Annotated in this window: 3 protein-coding genes; all 3 read right to left on the bottom strand. The window is 67.9% G+C overall.

What is annotated here, in order from left to right; translation table 11 throughout:
• On the bottom strand, nt 1–280 hold a 280-nt coding region (locus tag HUK84_RS14740), incomplete at its 3' end, for a DUF3035 domain-containing protein (RefSeq protein WP_176640958.1).
• Between the two features lie 294 nt (nt 281–574).
• Nucleotides 575–1,078 (bottom strand): signal peptidase II, encoded by a 504-nt coding sequence (gene lspA, locus HUK84_RS14735; protein ID WP_176640959.1) that lies wholly within the window; start codon nt 1,076–1,078, stop codon nt 575–577.
• A gap of 20 nt (nt 1,079–1,098) precedes the next feature.
• A partial coding sequence (locus tag HUK84_RS14730) for a class I tRNA ligase family protein (protein WP_176640957.1) occupies nt 1,099–2,583 on the bottom strand: 1,485 nt, incomplete at its 5' end.

Raw genomic sequence — 2,583 nt, 5'->3', positions numbered from 1 at the left:
CGCCGCTGGCCCCCTGCAGCGCCACGTTCGGCGACAGCGTCTCCAGCGCCTGCAGGCGCGGGCTTTCATCCTGAGGGCGCGCGGCATCGCTGTGCGGCACCGCCAATGCCTCGGACGGCGGCATCGACAGCGGCGCGCGCGTCGTCACCGTATATTCGTCCGGCGAATCGCGTTCCAGGCCGAAGGCCCGGCTGACATCCGACCCGGAACATCCGGCCAGCAGGAATCCGCCCGCCATCAGCAGGACGAACGGAGCGAAACGAGCGACTGAAGACGTCATGATTGTGCCTCTTACCGTTCCTGCCCGTCTGCGGCAAGGACTCTGGTCAGGAACCCTGTTCGCCGCGTGATGCCTAGTGTCCCGATTCCGAAATTCGCAAGCGAATTTCGGGATCGAAAGGACACTAGAATCAATATTTTAGTGGCCTGCTGATCCGAGAAATTCTCATAAGAATTTCTCGGGCAGGACACTAGCGCATCATCCGACCGGATGGACGCATCCGGTCGGATAAAGATGCTCGCCAAAACAACGAGCTAGAGCCATATCCGTGAACCAGTGTGAATGGATATGGCTCTAGCCGCGCCGGTCGGTCAGGCTGTCGAACAGCAGGACCGCGACCCCGCAATCGATCGCCGCGTCCGCCAGGTTGAAGACCGGCCAGGACCAGCCATAGGCATGGGCGTGGATGAAATCGACCACCGCGCCGTAATGCAGCCGGTCGATCACGTTGCCGACCGCCCCGCCCATGATCGCTCCCAGCGCCGCGGCCACCCGGGGGCGGGTGGTCCGCGCCACCCACACCGCCAGCAGCGCCACGATCAGCAGCGAGACGATCGGGAACAGCACCCGCCCAACCCCCGCCAGCCCGCCCAGCATGCCGAAGGTGATGGCGCGATTCCACACCATCGTGAAATTCAGGACCGGCAGCAGCGGCACCGACCCGCGATCCGGCAGGTCGAACCCGTGCAGGATCCAGTATTTGCTGCCCTGGTCCAGCAGCAGCACACCCGCGAACAGGGCCGCCCCGATCGCCCGGCACCGCCCGGCGCCGTCCGGCCGGACGGCCGGCGCGGACATCGTGGAGAAAGGATCGCCGGTCATGCGCCCTGCACACCCCCGGCCGCCTCGACGACCGCGACGCAGCGCAGGCACAGTGCGGGATGGGCCTCATGAGTGCCGACCTCGTCCAGCACCTTCCAGCAGCGGGCGCATTTATGGCCGCTCGCGACCGAGACGCGCGGCACGCCATGGGCGCCCTTCAACGTGGCACCCCCCTCCTCCGTGGCGCCTGCCTCCGCGCCGTCGGCCAGATAGATCGACGCCGCGCCCGGCTCGACCGTCACCGAGGTCTGCGAGACGATGGCCAGTTCGCACCAGTCGATATCGGCGAAACGCGCAGCCTCCTCCTCGGACAGCGGCAGCTCCAGCGCGGCCTGCAGCGAGGACCCGATCACCCCGTCGCGCCGCGCGGCCTCGATCTCGGTCGTCACCATCCGGCGCACCGCGCGCAGCCTCGCCCAGCGATCGGCCAGGTCGGGGCGGATCCATTCCTCGGGCAGCACGGGGAACGCCTGCAGGTGCACGCTGTCCTCGTTACCGAATCGGGCGGTCCAGGCCTCTTCCGCCGTAAAGACCAGCACCGGCGCCAGCCAGGTCGTCAGGCAGCGATGCAGATGGTCCAGCACGGTGCGCGCGGCGCGGCGGCGCGGGCTGTCCGCCCCGTCGCAATAGATCGCGTCCTTGCGGACGTCGAAATAGAACGCCGACAGGTCGGTGGCGCAGAATCCGTGCACCGCCGCATAGACGCCGACCCATTCATGGGTCCGCACCGCGCGGTCGATCTGCCCGCCCAGCTCGGTCAGGCGATGCAGCACCCATTGCTCCAGCTCGGGCATCTGCTCGTACGGCACGCGCTCGGCGTCGGCAAAGCCGTCCAGCGCCCCCAGCAGCCAGCGCAGCGTATTGCGCAGGCGGCGATACAGTTCGCCCTGCTGCTTGAGGATCTCGTTGCCGATGCGCAGATCCTCGTTGGTGTCGGAATTCATCACCCACAGGCGCAGGATGTCCGCGCCCAGCGAGTCGTTGACGTCCTGCGGGGCGACGACATTGCCCAGCGACTTGGACATCTTCCGCCCCTGCTCGTCCAGCACGAAGCCGTTGGTCACCAGCGCCCGATAGGGCGCGGTCCCCCGCGTGCCCACGCTTTCCAGCAGCGAGGACTGGAACCAGCCGCGATGCTGGTCCGATCCTTCCAGGTACAGATCCGCCGGGAAGGGCAGCCCGTCGCGCCCCAGCACGAAGCGATGGCTCGACCCGCTCTCGAACCAGACATCGACGATGTCGAAGACCTGCTCATATTCCTCGGGGTCGCGCCCCTCGCCCAGGAAGCGCGCGGCCGGCGCGCTGTACCACACATCCGCCCCCTCGGCGCGGAAGGCGTCGACGATGCGCTGCATGACCGCCGGGTCGCGCAGCACCTCGCCGGTGCGCTTTTCCACGAAGACGGCGATCGGCACGCCCCAGGCGCGCTGGCGGCTGATGCACCAGTCCGGCCGGTCGGCGACCATCGCGGTCAGGCGGTT

Source organism: Nguyenibacter vanlangensis, from assembly GCF_013376155.1.
In the GTDB taxonomy this organism is placed as follows: Bacteria; Pseudomonadota; Alphaproteobacteria; order Acetobacterales; family Acetobacteraceae; genus Gluconacetobacter; species Gluconacetobacter vanlangensis.
The sequence above is the reverse complement of the archived record's forward strand: the minus strand, read 5'-3'. Positions and strand labels throughout refer to the sequence as shown.